The sequence below is a fragment of the Streptococcus sp. DFI.7.26 genome (assembly GCF_022240605.1).
Taxonomy (GTDB): Bacteria; Bacillota; Bacilli; order Lactobacillales; family Streptococcaceae; genus Streptococcus; species Streptococcus xiaochunlingii.
Map to the genome: position 1 here is coordinate 1 of NZ_JAKOGN010000073.1, position 248 is coordinate 248.

Annotated in this window: 1 protein-coding gene; it reads left to right on the forward strand. The window is 34.7% G+C overall.

Features of this window, described 5'->3' with window-relative positions:
• Positions 1–248 (forward strand): hypothetical protein (locus L0M85_RS09970; protein WP_238656954.1); only part of this gene is annotated, 248 nt, incomplete at both ends.

The following is a 248-nucleotide window of genomic DNA, read 5'->3' on the forward strand; positions in this document are numbered from 1 at the left end:
AAGTGTCCGAAATATCTATCAAAAACTAAAAGCAGCCTTTTCCTTCTTTACATTTGCGGCTGGAAATCCTGTAACCTGGATAGTTGGAGGAATAGTCTTTCTTCTTTTACTTATAATGAGCTTCTTTTTAGGATTTTCATCTGCCAGTTTGATTCAACAAGATGAATTTGAATTAACAAAAGCTTATACCCACCTAACTTGGGAAGATGCAGAACATACTCGCACAAATGACAAAGGAATTACTTATT